17 protein-coding genes are annotated in these 18,272 nt (G+C 57.1%); 11 read left to right on the forward strand and 6 right to left on the reverse strand.

Annotation, left to right across the window (positions count from 1 at the left end; translation table 11 throughout):
* Positions 1-2: 2 nt before the first annotated feature.
* From HCG46_RS16405 to HCG46_RS16450, 10 genes are all read left to right on the forward strand, one after another.
* Positions 3-1,202 (forward strand): VWA domain-containing protein, encoded by a 1,200-nt coding sequence (locus tag HCG46_RS16405; RefSeq protein ID WP_168686828.1) that lies wholly within the window; start codon positions 3-5, stop codon positions 1,200-1,202.
* A gap of 87 nt (positions 1,203-1,289) precedes the next feature.
* The gene (locus tag HCG46_RS16410; RefSeq protein ID WP_168687189.1) at positions 1,290-2,093 is read left to right on the forward strand and encodes an XdhC/CoxI family protein; all 804 of its coding nucleotides are present in this window, start codon (positions 1,290-1,292) and stop codon (positions 2,091-2,093) included.
* A gap of 21 nt (positions 2,094-2,114) precedes the next feature.
* A complete protein-coding gene (locus HCG46_RS16415) occupies positions 2,115-2,720 on the forward strand; it encodes a carbon monoxide dehydrogenase subunit G (protein WP_208992300.1) in 606 nt (201 codons plus the stop codon).
* Positions 2,721-2,780: 60 nt separating this feature from the next.
* A complete protein-coding gene (locus tag HCG46_RS16420; protein ID WP_022998619.1) occupies positions 2,781-2,966 on the forward strand; it encodes a hypothetical protein in 186 nt (61 codons plus the stop codon).
* Positions 2,967-3,395: 429 nt separating this feature from the next.
* Positions 3,396-4,466, forward strand: a complete 1,071-nt coding sequence (locus tag HCG46_RS16425; protein ID WP_168686829.1) for a putative urea ABC transporter substrate-binding protein — start codon at positions 3,396-3,398, stop codon at positions 4,464-4,466.
* Positions 4,467-4,538: 72 nt separating this feature from the next.
* A complete protein-coding gene (locus tag HCG46_RS16430; RefSeq protein WP_168686830.1) occupies positions 4,539-5,360 on the forward strand; it encodes an ABC transporter permease subunit in 822 nt (273 codons plus the stop codon).
* Complete coding sequence (locus HCG46_RS16435; RefSeq protein WP_209009501.1) at positions 5,357-6,199, forward strand: ATP-binding cassette domain-containing protein; 843 nt, start codon at positions 5,357-5,359, stop codon at positions 6,197-6,199. The genes HCG46_RS16430 and HCG46_RS16435 overlap by 4 nt, the downstream gene beginning before the upstream one ends.
* A gap of 10 nt (positions 6,200-6,209) precedes the next feature.
* Positions 6,210-7,448: an agmatinase family protein gene (locus HCG46_RS16440; protein ID WP_209009502.1), complete on the forward strand. Its 1,239-nt coding sequence runs from the start codon at positions 6,210-6,212 to the stop codon at positions 7,446-7,448.
* A gap of 4 nt (positions 7,449-7,452) precedes the next feature.
* A complete protein-coding gene (locus HCG46_RS16445; RefSeq protein WP_168686831.1) occupies positions 7,453-7,971 on the forward strand; it encodes a hypothetical protein in 519 nt (172 codons plus the stop codon).
* The gene (locus tag HCG46_RS16450) at positions 7,968-8,201 is read left to right on the forward strand and encodes a hypothetical protein (RefSeq protein ID WP_168686832.1); all 234 of its coding nucleotides are present in this window, start codon (positions 7,968-7,970) and stop codon (positions 8,199-8,201) included. Before HCG46_RS16445 ends, HCG46_RS16450 begins: the two co-directional genes overlap by 4 nt.
* Before the next feature lie 43 nt (positions 8,202-8,244).
* On the opposite strand, the gene HCG46_RS16455 is transcribed toward HCG46_RS16450, so the two are convergent.
* Positions 8,245-10,203 (reverse strand): bifunctional diguanylate cyclase/phosphodiesterase, encoded by a 1,959-nt coding sequence (locus tag HCG46_RS16455; protein WP_168686833.1) that lies wholly within the window; start codon positions 10,201-10,203, stop codon positions 8,245-8,247.
* Positions 10,204-10,673: 470 nt separating this feature from the next.
* Between HCG46_RS16455 and HCG46_RS16460 the strand changes: the two genes are divergently transcribed.
* Positions 10,674-12,323 (forward strand): alpha/beta-hydrolase family protein, encoded by a 1,650-nt coding sequence (locus tag HCG46_RS16460; protein ID WP_168686834.1) that lies wholly within the window; start codon positions 10,674-10,676, stop codon positions 12,321-12,323.
* Positions 12,324-12,345: 22 nt separating this feature from the next.
* On the opposite strand, the gene HCG46_RS16465 is transcribed toward HCG46_RS16460, so the two are convergent.
* The 5 genes from HCG46_RS16465 to HCG46_RS16485 form a co-directional block, all read right to left on the reverse strand.
* Positions 12,346-13,194 (reverse strand): patatin-like phospholipase family protein, encoded by an 849-nt coding sequence (locus HCG46_RS16465; RefSeq protein WP_286185414.1) that lies wholly within the window; start codon positions 13,192-13,194, stop codon positions 12,346-12,348.
* Between the two features lie 343 nt (positions 13,195-13,537).
* Positions 13,538-14,602, reverse strand: coding sequence for a BMP family ABC transporter substrate-binding protein (locus HCG46_RS16470; protein ID WP_022998629.1), 1,065 nt, complete (start codon positions 14,600-14,602; stop codon positions 13,538-13,540).
* A gap of 98 nt (positions 14,603-14,700) precedes the next feature.
* Positions 14,701-15,615 carry an ABC transporter permease gene (locus HCG46_RS16475; RefSeq protein ID WP_022998630.1) on the reverse strand — a complete coding sequence of 305 codons (915 nt, stop codon included), beginning with the start codon at positions 15,613-15,615 and terminating at the stop codon, positions 14,701-14,703.
* Positions 15,608-16,696, reverse strand: coding sequence for an ABC transporter permease (locus HCG46_RS16480; protein WP_168686836.1), 1,089 nt, complete (start codon positions 16,694-16,696; stop codon positions 15,608-15,610). Before HCG46_RS16480 ends, HCG46_RS16475 begins: the two co-directional genes overlap by 8 nt.
* Positions 16,696-18,261: an ABC transporter ATP-binding protein gene (locus tag HCG46_RS16485; protein ID WP_168687190.1), complete on the reverse strand. Its 1,566-nt coding sequence runs from the start codon at positions 18,259-18,261 to the stop codon at positions 16,696-16,698. The genes HCG46_RS16480 and HCG46_RS16485 overlap by 1 nt, the downstream gene beginning before the upstream one ends.
* Between the last annotated feature and the right edge of the window lie 11 nt (positions 18,262-18,272).

The following is an 18,272-nucleotide window of genomic DNA, read 5'->3' on the forward strand; positions in this document are numbered from 1 at the left end:
CAATGTCCGGCCTTTTCCTTGAAACCAGTGCAGACATCGGGCCGATCCTGAGGCTGCGGCTGGCAGGGTTTGTCCGCTCACTGCGTGACAGCGGCTTCAAGGTCGGATTGGCCGAGACCCGGGATGCTAGCCGGTTGCTGTGTTCGCGGATGCTTCAGCGCCCCGGAAGCTTGAAGGCGGCCTTTCGCAGTCTTTTTTGCGGACGCTTGTCCGACTGGCAGCGTTTCGACGACATCTTCGATGCCTATTGGATCGGCAAGGGTGTCAAATCTGGCGTGAAGGTTACCGGGACGAGTACGCGCAAGGGCATGAAGACCATTCGCGAACTGATCGATGCAAGTGGTAACCGTCAGGAGACAATTGCAGGCGATGTCGAACGCCTTCCCGGCGAAGAGGATGAGGCGAGCGACGACGCTCCCTCCGGACGCCGGGAAGGTGCGAGCATTGCCGAAAATCTCGGCAAAATGGATTTTCGACATCTCAGCGATCCGGAGGCGGTTAAACAGGCACATGAGCTTGCCGAACGGCTCGCACGGGCAATGCGCATAAGACTGACCCGCAGGGATCGTCAGAAACGAAAGGGCCGGAAGCTGGATCTGCGCAGAACCATCCGGCGTTCCATTACACATGGCGGGGTCCCCATAGATCTTGTGCGTAAAGGCCCACGTGAGAAACAGTTGCGATTGGTGATCCTGCTCGATGCGTCCGGGTCGATGAACAACTACACGGGTGTCTTCACTCGGTTCGTGCACGGTTTGCTTGATAGCTTCCGCGAAGCAGAAGCGTTTCTTTTTCATACCCGTCTTGTGCACGTCTCCTCAGCCCTTTCGGAGCGGGACGCCGGCCGTGCGCTCGATCGCATGGGGCTGATGGCGCAAGGGATCGGTGGCGGCACGAAGATCGGCGCGGCGCTGGCCGACTTCAACAGATGGCACGCCGCCCGGGTCGTCCACTCGCGCACCTGCGTCCTGATCCTGTCTGATGGCTACGACACAGGCACGCCGGAAGCACTTGGCGATGAGATGGCAAGGTTACGTAATCGCTGCAGGCGCATTGTCTGGCTCAACCCGCTGCTTGGCTGGCAGGGATATGAACCGACAGCCGGAGGCATGGCCGCCGCCCTGCCCCATGTCGATTTCTTCGCGCCAGCCCATAACCTCGCCAGCCTTGAAGCCCTAGAGCCTTATCTTGCGAGACTTTGAACGATGGGAGATGTTGAAATGAAGCATTCCGTTCCCGCGTCCGGCAAAGAGGCCTCACCAGAGGTCGTGCAGGACCTGCCCCGCCTGATGAACCGTTTGCAGGGTGACAACGAACCTTTTGTTCTGGCAACCGTTGTACGCACAATATCGGTGACCGCGGCCAAGGCGGGTGCGAAAGCCGTGATCGACAGCAATGGGGATATTGTCGGCGGCTGGATCGGCGGTGGCTGCGCAAGGTCGGCTGTCATCAAGGCGGCAAAGTCCGCTTTTGAAGATGGTCAGACACGATTGATCTCCCTTCAACCGGCGGACCTGTTGGCGGAGATCGGCGTGGAAGCCGGTGAGGAGCGCGAAGGCATTCAGTTTGCCCGGAACATGTGCCCGAGCCAGGGAACCATGGATATTTTCATAGAACCGGTTCTGCCGCGGCCCACGCTTGTCATCTACGGCGCCAGTCCGGTTGCCGTTGCCCTTGCGAGCCAGGCACCTTCCATCGGATTTGACCTGACCTTCTGCGCGCCTGCAGAAGAGCTGTCCGTATTTTCAGGTGCCGGAAAAAGAGCGGAAGGGTTTGACAGTCCCATTCGAAGCAACGGGCAGATCTACTCCATTATTTCGACCCAGGGGCGCGGCGATTTGGCGGCCCTGAAGGCCGCTCTTCTGACGGATGCGCGCCACATCGGGTTTGTCGGGAGCCGCCGGAAGATTGCAGCCCTCAAGGCTAAATTGCGCGAGGAAGGCGTAGCAGATCAGACCCTCGACCGGATCAAGGGGCCCGCAGGCCTCGATCTGGGAGCCATTGCACCGGAAGAAATTGCACTCTCTATCCTGGCGGAACTCTTGATGATCCGCCGCAGCGGACACCGCCAGACCAACATCCATCACATTTGACCCCACCAGGGAAGCAATCACATGCAAATGAACGACAGTCAGCGGATCGAAGCTCCAAAGCACAAGGTTTGGGAGGCATTGAATGATCCGGAAGTCCTGAAGGCCTCTATTCCGGGATGCGAAGACCTGATCAAGCATTCCGATACTGAACTGGAGGCGAAGGTACGTCTCAAGGTGGGCCCGGTAAAAGCAACTTTCGGCGGCAAGGTGACGCTCAACGATCTCGATCCGCCTAACGGCTACACCATTGAAGGCGAAGGCTCCGGTGGGGTAGCCGGGTTTGCCAGAGGTGCTGCCAAGGTTCATCTGGAAGAAGACGGTCCTGATGCGACGATCCTTCACTACGAGGTTGATGCGAAGGTTGGCGGCAAGCTGGCGCAGCTTGGTGCCAGACTGATCGATTCAACCGCCAAACGGCTTGCCGGTGAGTTTTTTACCGCCTTCGGAGAACAGGTCGCCCCGGGAAAACCGGCTGCGACGAACGAGGTGGAAGCCGATACCGCGCCAGCAGACGCTGCTCCTTCAGATAGCGAAGAGAAGAAGGGATGGATCAAAGGCCTTTTCACCGGCAAGAAAAAGCAGGACGTAGCTGGTGACGAGGGTAAGGTCGACGAACCTGCGGAGTAAATCCCGACTGCAAGAGCCGCTTGCCTGGCTCTTGCAGATGTTCAAACCGGAGGAATTGTTATGGCACATACCGAAGTTCAAGCCATGAGTGGCATTCGCGAAATGATGCGCGACCCATCGCTGGTTCTGGCGCTCGTCACCGGTTCGGCCTTGACCGGATTTTTGCTGGTGGCGCACGCCTGTTGTCTGGGCATCACCGAACAGCATTTCCTGCCGTTGGTTCAAATCTGTTCTTTCGCCGGCTGAGACTGTTTTTCGATAGATCAGCAAAGCCTGCTTAAGGTCTGGGCATGGTGCATTCTTCACCATGCTGCCCATATTCTGCTCAGATTACCAATTGTTGTTGTTTGGTTTCGACGAGCTCAATGCAGATTCTCTTTCTTAAATTATTGAAACAATGTACGAATTTTCCACCTTCGCCTTTCTGGCATTCCCCTTGCTTTGGTCATGATGTGCAGCGCGCCTAGGGATCCGGTCGCAAGACGACGCAGGACCGAGAGGTGCAAGCCGGTTGAGAGGCACATGCCGACATAGACCGGTGACACGGCGGGACAAAAACCCGGGAGACAACTGCACGAGGTTTCGCGCGCGCGAACCTGCTCCCGGCCGTGCGCAAAAACCTCATGACGTAAGTCCGGTTCTGATGACCGGGCCCAAGACAGGAGACGCGCACAGATGTTGAAATCGATTGCCAAAGCTTCCCTCCTCGCCGCAGCGCTGACGCTGCCTCTTTCCCTCACTTCGGCCAGGGCCGAGGAAAAGACGGATTTCAAGGTCTGCTGGTCCATCTATGTCGGCTGGATGCCCTGGGGTTATCTGCAGGACAGTGGCCTCATGAAGAAATGGGCCGACAAATACGACATCTCCGTCGAGATCGTTCAGATCAACGACTACGTGGAGTCCATCAATCAATACACCGCGGGGGAATATGACGGCTGCTCCATGACCAATATGGATGCCCTTTCGATCCCGGCTGGCGGTGGTGTCGACACGACTGCGCTTATCGTCGGCGACTACTCCAACGGTAACGATGGCATCATCCTGAAGGACAAGACCGAGCTTGCCGATATCAAGGGACAAAGCGTCAACCTGGTGGAGCTTTCCGTCTCCCACTACCTGCTCGCACGGGCGCTCGACACGGTTGGTCTCAGTGAACAGGATCTGACGGTCGTCAACACATCCGATGCAGACATGATCGCTGCCTATCAGACGTCGGATGTCACGGCAGTGGTCACCTGGAACCCGCTCCTGTCTGAAATCGAAGCGGAAGCAAATGCCACCAAAGTGTTCGACAGTTCCGGCATTCCAGGCGAAATCATCGATATCATGATGGTCAATACCGAGACGCTTACGGACAATCCCGCCTTCGGCAAGGCTCTTGTAGGCGCCTGGTACGAACTGATGGGGATCATGTCGTCAGACAGTGACGAAGGCATCGCGGCACGCACCGCCATGGCCGAAGCCTCCGGCACGGACCTTGCCGGCTACGACGCGCAGCTCGCGACGACCAAGATGTTCTACACGCCCGCAGAAGCGGTCGCGTTCACCAAGTCCGCTGAACTTCCCGAGACGATGAAATTCGTTGCCGAGTTCCTTTTCGACAAGGGCATTCTGGGTGAAGGGGCACCCAGCCCTGAATTCGTCGGCGTCTCTTTCCCGGATGGATCGATCTATGGCGATACCGGAAACGTGAAACTGAAATTCGACCCGAGTTTCATGACGATGGCAGCAGAAGGCACGCTCTAGGCTTCCTTTGCTGATCCGGTGTTCCGGCGCCTCGGCGCCGGAGCCGCAGCCATAGACTGATCGGACCGTTTCATGCGTATTATCAACCGGAAACCCTCCCGGGTCACCGCCCTGGCGCTTGGGCTCCTGCCTTTCGTGCTGACATTGGTCGCCTACGCGATTGCCAGCCATTATCGCCGGCTCGACAATCCGGCGGACAAGCTTCTCCCCTCCATCACCAGCATGGGAGAGGCCTTCTGGCGCATGGCGGCAGTGCCGGACCGGAGGTCGGGAGACCTTCTGCTCTGGCTGGATACATTCGACAGTCTCTGGCGTCTCGGGACGGGGATGGCAGTGTCGACCCTTCTGGCGATCTCCCTTGGCATTGCAATCGGCTTCATTCCCCATATCCGCAGCGGACTGGCGCCTTATCTCGCGACATTCTCGCTGATCCCGCCGATCACCATCCTGCCGATCCTGTTCATCACCTTCGGTCTTGGCGAACTCGCGAAAATCGCCCTGATCGTGATCGGAACGGCACCGGTGATGATCCGTTCCACGGCCCAGGCGGTTCTGGACATTCCGCGGGAGATGATCATCAAGGCGGAAACACTTGGGGCCAGCGTCTGGCAAATGGTTACGCGGCTCGTGTTGCCGCAGGTGCTTCCGCACCTGATCACCAGCCTGCGGCTTTCTCTCGTGCCTGCCTGGATCTTTCTGATTTCAGCAGAGGCTATCGCGTCCACTTCGGGGCTTGGCTACCGCATCTTCCTGGTGCGCCGTTACCTCGCGATGGATGTGATCCTGCCTTATGTCGTCTGGATAACGCTACTGGCGTTCCTGCTCGACAGAGCCCTGCTCCTCCTGTCGCGCCGCGCCTTCCGATGGCACCATCTGGGAGGGGATGCGCTATGAACACTGCGTCCAAACTCTCGGTCCAGAACCTGGCAAAATTATACGACGGCGTGCCTGTTCTCGAACGGGTCAACCTGGAAGTCCAGACCGGGTCTTTTTGCACGATCGTTGGAGCATCCGGCTGCGGAAAATCGACATTCCTGCGGATGCTGCTTTCCCAGGAACATCCAACCCGTGGACAGATCCTCCTGGACGGCGCTCCCTTGCCACTTGAGCCGACACCCGACCGCGGGATCGTCTTCCAGAAATACTCGGTGTTTTCGCATCTGACCGTGGCTGAAAACCTCATCCTTGCGCAAGAGTTTGAAACGTCGCGCTGGACCGGGCGGCTTTTTGGCACTTCCCGCAAGGCGGCTTTTGGATCGTCCGACGACCTGCTTGACAGGATCGGGCTGCGTCCAGCGGCAAACAAATATCCGGCGCAGCTGTCCGGTGGCATGCAGCAACGTCTCGCGATCGCCCAGGCCTTGATCAAGAAGCCAAGCATCCTGCTGCTCGACGAGCCTTTCGGCGCGCTAGACCCGGGTATACGCGTCGACATGCATGAATTGCTTTTGGGGCTCTGGAAAGAGTTGTCCATGACGGTGTTCATGGTGACGCACGATATTCACGAGGCCTTCAAGCTCGGCACGCGTCTGCTGGTGTTCGACAAGATCCGCCACGACCCGCAGGCGCCACAGGCCTACGGCGCGACCATCACCTACGACCTGCCACTCAAATCGCCAACAGGAGCATCCTTGCGGTCTCCGGAGGCCATCGCAGGTGCAATTGGCGCTCCACAGACAAACAAGCCCACTCCGTCTTTCCAAAGCATCCATACCCCAAACAATCAGGAATGAGGACCATCCCATGAGTTTCAATCGAGCCTCAGGCCCCAGGACGCACCACCTTGCCGCAGGTCAATTCACCCGAGCCCCCAACCGAAGACAGCATCATCCTGACTTCGACAAACTGCAATTACGAGGTTGGAAGGCCGCTGAAAAGGAAGGTGCCCTGCCCTCCGCCGCGTGGGAAAAGGAAAAGGCCTGGGCACTGCGAATGGGACTGACAGGATCGGATAGTCTTACCGACAAATCGATCCCGACTTTTGCCCGTGGAGAACTGCCCCACTATGCGGGGATCAACACCTTCCTGAAGGCGCCCTATATCGAGGATGTGACAAAGGTCGGGGCTTATGATGCCGCCGTCATCGGCATCCCTTTCGATGGGGGGACCACTTACAGACCCGGCACACGGTTCGGGCCGCAAGGAGTTCGGAAGATTTCCGCGCTCTACACGCCCTACAACTACGAGATGGGTGTCGATCTTCGGGAACAGATGACGCTTTGCGATGTCGGTGACATCTTTACCATTCCTGCCAATATCGAAAAGACGTTCGACCAGATTACGCGGGCGGTCTCGCACGTCGCATCGTCCGGAGCCTTGCCGATCATGATCGGCGGCGATCATTCAATCGGCTTTCCTTGCGTACGCGGGATCGCCCAGTGCACGTCCAAGCGCATAGGTATCGTGCATTTCGATCGGCATATCGACATTCAGGAAAAGGACCTGGATGAGCGGATGCATACGACGCCCTGGTTCCACGCCACAGATCTCGTCAACGTGCCGGCCGTCAATCTGGTTCAGATCGGTATCGGAGGGTGGCAGGTGCCGCGCGAAGGTGTGGAAGTTGCCCGGGAGCGGAACACCAACATCTTCACCATGCGCGATGTCGAGGAACTGGGATTGGCGGAAACGGCCGCACGGGCGCTGGAACTGGCATGGAAGGACGCAGATGCAGTCTATATCTCGTTCGATATCGACAGTGTCGACTGCGGCTTCGTGCCCGGTACCGGCTGGCCGGAGCCAGGTGGCTTTCTGCCGAGAGAGGCACTTGAACTGGTGTCGCTGGTCGCGAAGGAAGGCATCTGCGGTCTGGAGGTCGTAGAAGTTTCACCACCTTACGATTGCTCCGACATCACAGCCCTTCTGGCAACTCGGGTGATTGTAGATGTTCTCGGGACCCTGGTTTCCCACGGAAAAATGGGTTCGCATAAATCCATCATCGACAAGCCGGTGTCCATTCCGGCCGGTCCGGACGTGGAGTAAGGCGATGGCGCGACATCATCACGGGCACGATCACCATGTTCACCACGATCATGAACATGGTCATCATCACCACCACCACCACCACAGACATGACCACGATCATGGTAGTCTCGCCGGACATAATCACGTGGGCCCGGACCATCTGCATTCTCATGTTCATGGGGCCTCGCATGCGGACCGGGCCGAAGAACTGCAGGCACTTGCGGTGAGCTTCATCGACGGCTTTCGGGCTGCCGACGACAAGACCAGTTACCTGCGTCTTGCCGGCGTCCCGTTTCACCGTCCCGGTGCCGATGGTCTCATACAGCACCTTGTCGACGCAAAGATCGTCAGCAATTGGCAGGTCGGTACAGCCTCGCCGGCCTTTGCTTCCCGAGAACTCGTCTACATGAGTTTTCCAGGTTCAATGGTCCAAGCCCGGGAAACCATGACCTTCACCTTTGTATCCCTGTCGCAACGGTCAGACATTGACCTCATCGACATCCTCACCACTCGTCTGGCCCATGGAGATATCGCAGAATGAAACAGCTTTTGATGACGTCAATTCTTGCCTTGGCATCCACCCCTGCATTTGCACACCCTGGTGCGCACGATCATCTGACCGGTTGGCAGGGCGCAGGTGAGCATCTGCTTGGCTCGCCATTTCATCAGCTGCTGCTCGTCGTGGCTGTCAGCGGGGTGGTTCTGGCCATTTCCCTGGTCCGGAAATCGAAAAAGACCACGAGGAAACAGCCTGTAGAACGCAGGTCCTGAGGGTCTCTCTCGTTAAAGCGGGGCCTTGATACCAACCGAGGTATCAGAGCCCCGCAAGAGTGCTTTTGGAATGATCCGAGAAGAACAGGGTCGTTATGTCGTCGATCGCCATTGGACCGCCGAACAGGTAGCCTTGGCCGATGGTGCAGCCGATATCGACCAGTACATCGCGTTGCTCGACTGTCTCGATGCCTTCGATCAAGACCTGAGAGCCCATGGTTTCGGCAATACCAAGGACCATCTTGAGAATATCGCGAATTTTCTTGTCCTTGACCGCCTTGGTGGCAAACGACCTGTCGATCTTGATTTCGTCCCAGTCAAAGTCCGTCAGGTAAGACAGGGCGGAATAACCGACGCCAAAGTCATCCAGCGAAATGCCGATACCCAGTGATCGCAACTCAACGAGTGTCGTTTGAATGCGGCGCAGATCGCTCATCAGGGTTGTTTCGGTCACTTCCAGTTTCAGCCTGGAGGCTGGCAGACCGGTCCGACCGAGGCATTCGTCGAGCATTGCAACGACGTCGTCGCTCAGAATCTGCGCAACAGAAAGGTTGACCGACAGACTCAGGTCCGATGGCAACAACTGTACTTCCGAACACGATGTTTCCAGGATCTTCCATCCCAGCGAGACGATATCGCCATTGCGTTCAGCGATCGGGATGAATTCCGAGGGTGAAATCCATCCCAGTTCGGAATGGTACCAGCGTGCCAAAGCTTCAACGCCGAAAATCCGCCCGGTCATGAGGTTGAACTGAGGCTGGAAGTGCGGAAGGCATTCGTTCGCCTCTATGGCGCGGGCAAGTGCGTTTTCGACGATTGTACGCCGTTCCATTTCCGCGCGCATGGCCGGTTGGTAGGTCACGACGCGGCGGCGGCTGTGGCTGACGGCATTACCAACCGCGAGATCCGCATTGCGAATGATGTCGGTGGCATCTCGCTCGACGGTGGTTGAATCCGCATAGCCGATAGCTGGTGAAATCAGGAAGGATCCGAGTGCCGTTGGGACCGGGCGCAGGAAGATGTCGTGGATCCGGTTTGCGACGACAGAAGCAGTCAGCCCAACCTCTTCATCACTTACAGTCATGAGGAGAAATCCCTTGCCTCCTGAGCGGGCAAGGCAATTTACACCTTCCATCCGGTCTACCGCGTGACGCAACAGGTCCGCAGTCGATGCCAGGATAGCTTCCTCCGTTACAAGGCTGAACTTGTTGATAGCCGGCAGTCTGGACTCCAGATCGATGTTGAGAATGCTCAAGGTCTGATCAGGAGCAAGTGTATCGTGAGTAGAGCGCACGATCTCTGCAAAGACACGGGAATTTACCAGGCCTGTAACATTGTCGTGGTCCAGCCGGTGCTCCAGAAGCCTGGTTTGCTCGCGAGTTGCCTCTGCCTGTTCTTGCAGCACCTGGCTGCGCTTGTTGGAGAACCAGATCCATCCAAGGCTGACCAGAAGGAAAACAACAACGAGCGCGTCTTGTACAATTTGGTGGAAATGAAAGCTCTTTCTCGCCGCCGACATTTGCTTGGCAGCTTCCTGGGTCACCATCTGATTGATTTGTTGAAGGGAACTTCCTATCCCCTGCAAGATGATCAGTGCATTGCTCACGGAGGTCTGGTCATCGAGCGTATCCAGGAACGGTTTCACCCGGTTGCTCGTACGAACGATGTGAACCAGTTTGTCCTGGATGTAGTCCGACGGCCCCACAATTTCGCTATAGGCGTCGCTGGGCCACGTTTCGAAGGCGTTCAGCAGTGCTTCGTAGGTTTTTCCGGCCTCTGCAGCATCTTCCGGGCTTTTCAAGGCACTGTACCGTGCAATCAGTTTTTCCAGGGCCGTAGTGTTAAAGCGCAGCGTGTCGTTGAGGACCGAACGTTCCAACTGATCCTTGTGAAGGTAGTCGGCTTGCGCGCTATAGAGCGAGTAGGCGTTTACACCGAGCAAAAGCGTAAGGGAGGCGCAAAGCGCCGGAAATCCTATTCGCAACAGTTTATCAAAAATCATTGGCTCAACCGCCCTGATGACAGATTACACCGCCCCAATTGGAGCTTATCGATAGTCCTCTCCGGCCCAATGTCTCTGTCACAGACGAACCGGTGCCCCCCGGCTTGCCATTTCCGGTATCAGCGGCAGGCCATCTACCTGCTGCGCTGGACCAGCGGTGGATTACGCCCGATTGTTAGCGCCGCAAACTTTCACGAAACTTGCGAGGTAAAAACGGTTGTAGACCCCGATCGCGGAAAGATCTTTCTGCCCTTCAATCCACGATGTAGGAATTTAGACCCGACAACGGTTAAGACCGTCTAAATGCCAAAAGACGCAACGTAAATTATGCTTGGTTTTGCGGTGGATAACGGGGATGGGTACAAGATTGCTGTCATGTTGCCATTGTTTACCCAAGGTTGTCTTGACGCGCTCATTCCAACACGAAATCCTGCAGCTGGATCATGAAATCGTGTTGGGAGCGGGTGCAAATGCCGATCTTAAGGACACTCCGAGATGGGCTTACGCCAACCGGGCTCATAGTAGCGGCCAGTTTCTTCGGTGCCGCACTGACGCCGTCGATGATGCCGAGGGAACCAATTGTACAAGCGACCCTCGCCGCCGTGGCAGCGACGTTTGGCTATGAGGTGACCCTTCTGGCAAGGAGTGTGTGGCGTTATCTGGAGTTGCCGGAGCCCAAGGGACGTTTGTGGACACTCTGGCTCCTTGCCGCTTGCGGTATCAGCCTTGCGATCATGGTCTACAGTCTGTCGAAAGCTGCCAGTTGGCAGAACGCGACCCGTGAAGCTGTTGGTTTACCGCCGCTCGAGAGCGCAGCGCCGTTCTTCATCGTCACTGTTGGCGTGTTGATCGCACTTTGCTTGTGGCTGGTTTTCCGAGTCGCAGGTGCCTTGCGTAGAGCCGTCGCTGTTGTTCTGGACAAGATGCTTCCAAGGCGCGTTGGCGTGGTCCTGTCCATCGTTCTTGTTGGCTGGTTCCTGTGGGCACTTGTCGATGGAGCCCTTGTACGTAATGCGTTTCGTATGGCCGATACGTCTTTTCTGGCTGCAGACCTGCTTCTTGAACCTGATATCGAAAAACCTGCGGATCCGGAAAAAACCGGCAGTACCCTGTCGCTGGTCAAATGGGAGGAGATGGGGCGTTGGGGTCGTCACTATGTCGCGACCGCTCCGACTGCAGCAGAGATTTCCGAATTCTGGCCGGATAATGCCGTTGATCCTATCAGGGTCTATGTTGGACGAAGGTCTGGTGACACCGCAGAAGAACGCGCCCAACTTGCTTTGCAGGAACTAATCCGCGTCGGGGGTTTCGACCGATCGGTTCTTGTGGTCGTGGTACCACCCGGCACCGGTTGGATGGACCCAGGAGCTCACGACACAATCGATTTCATGCTTGGCGGTGATGTGGCGACGGTGGCTGTCCAATATTCCTACCTGACCAGTTTTCTGGCGCTGCTTGCCCATCCAGACTACGGCGTAGATCAGGCTGGAGCTCTTTTCAACGCGGTCTATGCCCACTGGACGCAGCTACCCAAAGACAGTCGACCGGAGCTTTATGTTCACGGGCTCAGCCAGGGGGCCTTCAACTCCCAGGCGACACTTCCCCTGTTCGACATGCTGGGTGACCCGATCCAGGGCGCTTTCTGGGCTGGGTCTCCTTTCTTCTCGCGCTATTGGTCGGAGGTCCGGGACCGGCGGAAGGCTGACAGTCCGGCATGGCGTCCGAACTATGGAAACGGCTCGCTTGTCCGGGTGATGGACCAATATGGCGGACTGGAGGGAAACTACGCACCCTGGGGCCCAATTCGTGCGGTGTTTCTGAATTATGGCAGCGACCCTATCGTGAATTTCACGTTCGATTCGGGCTTCAGGCCGCCAGCCTGGATGGCTTCACCGCGTGCGCCGGATGTTTCAGAAAAACTGTCCTGGTTTCCCGTGGTGACAATGCTTCAGATTGCGCTGGATTCCATGTTTGCGCTGGATGTACCCAGATACGGGCACTACTACATTGCGCCTGATTACATCGACGGATGGGCTGCAGTTGTCGATCCGGACGGCTGGTCACCAGAAAGAGCGGAAGCGCTGAAAAAGATATTCGAACGCCGTGATCCTGCGATCTAACGCCCGGAACCAATTGGTTGGACTATCGATTTTCCAGGAGGCTGGCCAGGCCACGCTTAAAGGTTTCTCCGGCTGGTTCTGCTGCTTTCACGATGTCTGCAACCTTGAAGAATTCCATGGTCTTGAAACGGCCGACTGGCGGTTCAATCAACAAATCAGGTTGATTGCAGGCCAATTTGGCGGCGACCAATGAGTGAAGGGTGATCGAGAACGAGCCGATCCAGGTTTCCAGGCCGGTTGGAAGCCCGCTTTTTCGCTCTTCGAAATTGCTGCCAGTAACATCGACAGCGACTGTCGGAATGCCGTCGTCCTGAAAGACATCAAACGGTGTCGGGTTGACGAAGCCCCCGTCTATCAAAACCTGGCCGTCTATCCTGACAGGCGTCAAAAGCATGGGGAGAGCGGATGAGGCTGCAATTGCAGGCAGCAAGGGTCCCTTCTCCAGAACCACCTGCGACTGGGTGTAAAAATCCGTCGCAACGATCTTCATTGGAAGTTTCAAATCCGAGAACTGCTCGGCCAGGTCTTCAGGAAACACCGTTTCGAAAAGAACGATGGGATCGATAATCGCCGGACGGACGACATTGAAGAGCGACGACCAGGTTCGGCCATCCGTCAGAAACAACTTTTGAAGCAATTGCGTTTTCTGGGAGAAGAGATCAACTGCAAACTGTCGGATCTCTCGACCGCTCATACCGCTGGCGTAAAAAGCACCCAGGATCGACCCCATTGATGTCCCGGCAATTTCGACGGCTTTGACACCCAGGTCATCCATCGCTTCCAGAATGGGAATGTGAGCGAATGCCTTTGCGGCTCCGCCACCAAGAGCCAGACGGAACCCTTGGGCAGAGCTGCGGCTGTCTTTCGTCATTTCTGCCTCTGGGGCGCTGCTGGCAGAGGCCAAGCGAGCCATGCTGCCAGATCCAGCAGCGGCCGCGGCGAGCATCAGTTCTCGTCTGCGGATCATTCGTCAAAGGTCCGTATCGTGTGGATTGCGGCGATCCATCCTGGATGGAAACGAAATTATAGTTTCGTTTGTAGAGGTGTCGATGTTGCGATTCAACGTTGCGGCGATTTCTGCGCAAGTCTTCAATCAGAACGATCGCGATCGGAAGCAGGTGCTTTACGCATAACATTCAGACAATCGGTCACCGGATATGAAAACGGCCCGGAACCGCTGGCTCCGGGCCGTCCTGGATAGGTGATAACCGCGATTATTGCGGCAGTTTGTCGTCGATACCCTGCACGTACCAGTTCATGCCGAGAATGGCTCCATCGTCGAGGGCGACGCCATCTTCAGCGGCAACCGAGCCGTCTTGCTTGGTGATCGGGCCGGTGAACGGCTCCCAACCGCCGGCGATCTTGGCTTCGGTTTCCTTGGCCATTGCAACGACATCATCCGGGAGATTGGTGTAAGGCGCCATCACGACGTGACCTTCGGCAAGGCCTGCCCAGGTGCTCTTGGGCTCCCAGGTGCCATCCATGACTTCCTGGATGCGCTCGATGTAGTACGGACCCCAATCGTCGATAATTGCCGTGTACTGGGCTTCCGGTGCGAACTGGATCATGTCGGATGCCTGACCGAAGCCATGCGCGCCACGTTCCTGTGCTACCTGAAGCGGTGCGGTGGAATCGGTGTGCTGCGTAATGACATCGGCACCCTGATCGATCAGCGCCTTTGCAGCGTCGGCTTCCTTGCCCGGATCGAACCAGGAATTGACCCAGACGACCTTCAGCTTGAAATCCGGGTTGACGGACTGAGCACCGAGCAGAAATGCATTGATGCCGGACACCACTTCCGGGATCGGGAACGAGGCGATGTAACCTGCGACGCCGGATTCGGACTGTTTGGCGGCAATCTGACCGATGATGTAACGGCCCTGGTGGAACTTGGAGTTATAGGTCGCGACGTTGTCTGCGGTCTTGTAGCCGGTTGCGTGTTCGAACTTCACATCCGGAAACTTCTTGGCGACCTTGATCGTCGGGTTCATGTAGCCGAAGGACGTGGTGAAGATGACATTGCAGCCTTCACGGGCGAAACGCTCGATCGCGCGCTCTGCATCCGGACCTTCCGGCACACTTTCAAGATATGCGGTTTCCAGCTTGTCGCCGAAATGCTTTTCCGCATCAAGACGGCCCTGGTCGTGCTGATAGGACCAACCGAAGTCGCCAACTGGTCCAACGTAGATAAAGCAGGCTTTGACGTCTGCAGCGTTTGCGGCAGAGCCGGCAGCTGCGAAGGCAACGGCGGCAACGGTTGCTTTCAAAAGAGATTTCATCTGGTTCTTTCCCCTCTGTTTCGATCTCTCTGTTGCGATCTTGTTTAAGGCCAAGCCCCCGATCGCACCGGGGCCGGGCCGACCGGTGGCTGGGAGGCTTACCGGTCTGGAACGAATGGCTTGCCGAGACAGGCTGGCGTGTTGACGAGCGTCAGTCTGCGGTTTGCCGAAATGAGCACAAGCACCAAAATAGTCGCAAGGTACGGCAAGCTGGACAGCAGTTGGGACGGAATGTCCAGCTCAACTGCCTGGGCGTGGAGGTTCAGGACGCTGACTGCACCAAACAGATAGGCGCCAACAACCACGCGAAGCGGTAGCCAGGACGAGAACACGACCAATGCCAGCGCAATCCAGCCTCGGCCTGCAGTCATGTTTTCAACCCACTGAGGCGTATAGGCAAGCGACATGTAGGCACCTGCCAGACCTGCACAGGCGCCGCCAAAAAGAACCGCTGCGAACCTGATGCGAATAACGGAATAACCGAGAGCGTGAGCCGACACGTGGTTGTCACCAACAGACCGAAGCACGAGGCCAAGCCGGGTCCGGAACAGGAAATAGGCAACAGCGATGACCAGCGCGAAACTCACATAAACGAGCGCGTCCTGCTGGAAGAAGACAGGCCCGAAAAACGGAATGTCGGACAGCACAGGAATGTAGAGATCCGGAAGCTTAAGGCCTGGAATGCCGATGAAGGCCTCCCCGATCAGGCCCGAGAAGCCGACGCCGAGGATGGTTAGGGCAAGACCGGTTGCCACCTGATTGGTTACCAGGACGAGCACCAGGAAGCCAAAAAGTGCCGACATGGCCATGCCGGCTGCAATTGCCGCAAAGACACCGAGCGTCCCGGATCCGGTCTGATTGGCGACGGCGAATCCGACCACGGCCCCCATGATCATCATGCCTTCGACACCAAGGTTCAAAACACCGGAGCGTTCAACGACGAGTTCGCCGATCGCAGCAATCAACAACGGTGTTGCCGCGGTAATAACGGTCAGGAGAACGGCTTCAAACATGGGAGACCTCCCCTGCCGAACCACGGCGGCCGACAAATCTGATGCGATAGAGGATGAGTGTGTCGCAGGCGAGTACGAAGAACAGCAGAAGGCCCTGAATGACACTGGCAATCTTGTTGGAGACGCCCATCGCCGATTGCACCGCTTCGCCGCCGATATAGGACAATGCCAACACGAAACCCGCGACGATGATACCGAAGGGATTCAGCCTTCCCAGAAAGGCGACGATAATGGCTGTAAATCCATAACCGGGAGAGATGGTCGGGAGGAGCTGGTTGAGTGCGCCGGACACTTCCATCGTGCCGGCAAGGCCTGCAAGACCACCGGCAATTGCGAAGGAAAACAGCGTCAGTTTCTTTGCAGAAAAACCGGCAAAGCTGCCTGCGCGAGGACTTTCGCCCATCACCCTGATCTCGAAACCCTTAATGGTCTTGCCGAGGACCACCGCAAGCACGACTGCGACGATCAAAGTGATCGGGGCCGCATAGCTGAGTGACGTGCCAGGTACGGTTGACAACGTGGCAGCGTCGGAGAAGATCGCCGATTCCGGGAAGTTGTAACCGCCGGGATCCCGCCACGGTCCGCGAACCAGGTAGTCCAGCAAGAGACTGGCGACATAGACCAGCATGAGGCTGGTCAGGATTTCGTTGGTATTGAACCTGGTTTTCAACAGCGCCGGGATCAGGGCCCAGAGTGCCCCACCGATAGCGCCGAAAGCCATCATCAAGGGAAGCGTGGCAGCACTTTCGAAGTCCGGCATCAGAATGGGCAGAGCAGAGCCGAACAGCGCACCGACGATGAACTGGCCTTCAGCACCGATGTTCCAGTTGTTCGACAAATAGCAAACCGACAAGCCGCAGGCGATCAGGATGAGCGGTGTTGCCTTGGCAATTGTCGCGTTGAGAGACCATTCTTGCGTCAGAGGTTCGATGAAGAACTTATATAATCCGAACAATGGGTTATGTCCGGATATTGAGAAAATGAGTCCGGCTGCGATTGCGGTCAGACCAACAGCGATCAACGGCGACAGCAGTGCCATCTTTCGGCTGTGCTCTTTTCTTTTCACGAGTTCGACGCGCATCAGGCAACCTCCCCTTGCGCTTCCGCGCCGCCTGCCATGAGTAGGCCGACCCGCTCGCGGTTCATGTCTGAAGTCGGCTCGGCCGCAGACAGATAACCTCTGGAAATAACCGCAATCCGGTCGGCGATTTCGAAGATTTCATCCAGGTCCTGGCTGATCACCAGCACCGCCGATCCGGAGCGGGCAAGGTCGATGAGTGCCTGCCGGATAAGAGCGGCGGCACCGGCATCGACACCCCAGGTTGGCTGGTTCACGATCAGCACACCAGGTTTGCGGTCCAGCTCGCGGCCGACTACAAATTTCTGAAGATTGCCCCCTGAAAGCGAACGCGCTTCCGGATCGTCATGGGACATGCGCACGTCGAAGGACTTCTTGATGCGCTGTTCCATCTTGCCTGCATTGGCATTTGAGACGAAGAAACCACTGACCAGCTTGTCGCCGGTTCTGTGGCGCGTCAGAACGATGTTCTGCGATAGTTTCATGCCCGGTACGGCGCCGTGGCCGAGACGTTCTTCTGGCACGAAAGCCGCGTTCTGCCTGCGTCGCCAGGTAATGTTCCTGTTGCCGCAAGGCTTGCCGTCCAGAATGACCATGTCGGCTGACACAGGCATTTCGCCGGAGATCGCGTCGAAGAGCTCACCCTGGCCGTTGCCTGCAACGCCGGCGATCGCAACCACCTCACCGGCCCTGAGATCCAGCGAGACCTTGTTCAGCGCTGTTGCGAATGGCGTTGCGGCTTTTGCGGACAGGTTCTTCAGGGCAAGCCGGGTTTCGCCGATCTTCGGCTTTTGAGAGCTGGCGCTTACGGAGGCAACGTCGGCTCCCACCATCATGCTGGCCAGAGATGCCGGTGTTTCCTTGGTTGGGTCGCATTCGCGAACCACCTGGCCATGCCGAAGGATCGTCGCGTGGTGACAGATGCGTTTGACCTCTTCCAGTCGATGGCTGATGTACAGAACGGCGCAGCCTTCCTTGGCCAGGCGCTCCAGCGTCAGGAAGAGAAGATCCGCTTCCTGGGGCGTAAGCACCGATGTCGGTTCGTCCATGATGATCAGCTGCGGTTCCTGAAGCAGGCATCGGACAATCTCGATACGCTGACGGATACCGACCGGCAAGTCTGCGACAATGTCGTCCGGATTCAGGGGCAAGCCATAATCGCGCGACACGGATTGGATCCGATTGGCGAGTTCAGACATTCGCCCCGGATTTGGCAATGCCAACGCGATATTTTCTGCAACCGTCAAGGCTTCGAACAGCGAAAAATGCTGGAAAACCATCCCGATGCCGAGTTCGCGGGCAGCTGCCGGGTTGCCGATGTCGACCCGTTGGCCCTGCCAGAGAATTTCACCGCCATCCGGCTCCAGTGAACCGTAAAACATTTTTACGAGGGTCGATTTGCCTGCGCCATTTTCGCCAAGGAGTGCATGTATTTCACCCTTGTTTATGACGAGATCGACCCTGTCGTTCGCCAGAATGTCGCCAAATCTTTTGGTCAGGCCCCGGGCATCGAGTAAAGTATCCTTTCCGGATCTGCTTTGCCGCGCCGTGCCGCCGTCCCCTGTCATCGTTTCTGTTT

Source organism: Labrenzia sp. PO1, assembly GCF_012273635.1.
GTDB lineage: Bacteria > Pseudomonadota > Alphaproteobacteria > Rhizobiales > Stappiaceae > Roseibium > Roseibium algicola.

Bases quoted from the DNA above. Each gene is read 5' to 3' on its own strand.
- HCG46_RS16425 (WP_168686829.1), top strand. From the start codon at position 3,396: ATGTTGAAATCGATTGCCAAAGCTTCCCTCCTCGCCGCAGCGCTGACG.
- HCG46_RS16445 (WP_168686831.1), top strand. From the start codon at position 7,453: ATGGCGCGACATCATCACGGGCACGATCACCATGTTCACCACGATCAT.
- HCG46_RS16470 (WP_022998629.1), bottom strand. From the start codon at position 14,602: ATGAAATCTCTTTTGAAAGCAACCGTTGCCGCCGTTGCCTTCGCAGCT.
- HCG46_RS16410 (WP_168687189.1), top strand. From the start codon at position 1,290: ATGAACCGTTTGCAGGGTGACAACGAACCTTTTGTTCTGGCAACCGTT.
- HCG46_RS16475 (WP_022998630.1), bottom strand. From the start codon at position 15,615: ATGTTTGAAGCCGTTCTCCTGACCGTTATTACCGCGGCAACACCGTTG.
- HCG46_RS16420 (WP_022998619.1), top strand. From the start codon at position 2,781: ATGGCACATACCGAAGTTCAAGCCATGAGTGGCATTCGCGAAATGATG.
- HCG46_RS16455 (WP_168686833.1), bottom strand. From the start codon at position 10,203: ATGATTTTTGATAAACTGTTGCGAATAGGATTTCCGGCGCTTTGCGCC.
- HCG46_RS16435 (WP_209009501.1), top strand. From the start codon at position 5,357: ATGAACACTGCGTCCAAACTCTCGGTCCAGAACCTGGCAAAATTATAC.
- HCG46_RS16480 (WP_168686836.1), bottom strand. From the start codon at position 16,696: ATGCGCGTCGAACTCGTGAAAAGAAAAGAGCACAGCCGAAAGATGGCA.
- HCG46_RS16450 (WP_168686832.1), top strand. From the start codon at position 7,968: ATGAAACAGCTTTTGATGACGTCAATTCTTGCCTTGGCATCCACCCCT.
- HCG46_RS16465 (WP_286185414.1), bottom strand. From the start codon at position 13,194: ATGACGAAAGACAGCCGCAGCTCTGCCCAAGGGTTCCGTCTGGCTCTT.
- HCG46_RS16485 (WP_168687190.1), bottom strand. From the start codon at position 18,261: ATGACAGGGGACGGCGGCACGGCGCGGCAAAGCAGATCCGGAAAGGAT.
- HCG46_RS16405 (WP_168686828.1), top strand. From the start codon at position 3: ATGTCCGGCCTTTTCCTTGAAACCAGTGCAGACATCGGGCCGATCCTG.
- HCG46_RS16430 (WP_168686830.1), top strand. From the start codon at position 4,539: ATGCGTATTATCAACCGGAAACCCTCCCGGGTCACCGCCCTGGCGCTT.
- HCG46_RS16415 (WP_208992300.1), top strand. From the start codon at position 2,115: ATGCAAATGAACGACAGTCAGCGGATCGAAGCTCCAAAGCACAAGGTT.
- HCG46_RS16440 (WP_209009502.1), top strand. From the start codon at position 6,210: ATGAGTTTCAATCGAGCCTCAGGCCCCAGGACGCACCACCTTGCCGCA.
- HCG46_RS16460 (WP_168686834.1), top strand. From the start codon at position 10,674: ATGCCGATCTTAAGGACACTCCGAGATGGGCTTACGCCAACCGGGCTC.